The sequence below is a fragment of the Citromicrobium sp. JLT1363 genome, assembly GCF_000186705.1.
Taxonomy (GTDB): Bacteria; Pseudomonadota; Alphaproteobacteria; order Sphingomonadales; family Sphingomonadaceae; genus Alteriqipengyuania.
On sequence record NZ_AEUE01000016.1, the window covers coordinates 1 to 787 of the forward strand.

Here is a 787-nt window from a genome sequence, read left to right on the forward strand (position 1 = left end):
CGTTGCAGCCGGGGCCGGTTGGTCGTTGGGATAGGGGCACGGTTTTACATATCGCTTTTGACTACGGCGCTATTTCCAGTGTTTCCGAAGCTATAATGCTGAATAGCGCGTTGGCTATTGGCGTATACAACGCCGCAGTTAACGAATGGGAAGTTATACAATTCACGACCGCAGCGCCGCAGCCCGACGGAACCTACTACGTTACGAACCTGTTGCGGGGCCAGCTTGGCACCGAAGCGGCAATTACAGGAACCGACGTGCCCACAGGGTCTACCGTCGTGTTGCTGGAACCCGACACGCTGGCAACGGTCGTGTTGACCGACGAACAAAGTTCGAATGAAATACAATTTCTTTACGGGCCGTCGCGCTACCCTAATACCGACGACACATACAAGACCGCTACGCACACAGGGACACGACGCGGGCTACAGCCGTATTCGCCCACCGACCTACAGCTTGAAGCCAACGCGGCGGGCGATCTTACTTTGACATGGAAGCGACGCACGCGGTTTAACGGCGATAATTGGGGCGTGTCCGAACCGCCCCTTAACGAAGAATTCGAACGCTACCGCGTGCGTATCTACAACGGCCCGACGGTTGTTCGGGAAGTCGAAACCACGTCGCCTACCTACACCTACAGCGCAGCCGACCAAACTTCCGACTTTGGTTCGGGGCAGTCTTCGCTTAAGGTAGACGCAGCGCAATACGGGTCGGCTTACGGTGCCTACGGTGCCGTGACCGAAGCGACCCTAACCATTGGAAAGGTGACACCATGACCGATACCCCC

Annotated in this window: 1 protein-coding gene; it reads left to right on the plus strand. The window is 56.8% G+C overall.

Going from position 1 to position 787, the window contains the following annotated elements:
- A partial coding sequence (locus ADAD_RS17040; RefSeq protein WP_202796501.1) for a GTA baseplate fiber-binding domain-containing protein occupies nucleotides 1-776 on the plus strand: 776 nt, incomplete at its 5' end.
- Nucleotides 777-787 lie beyond the last annotated feature (11 nt).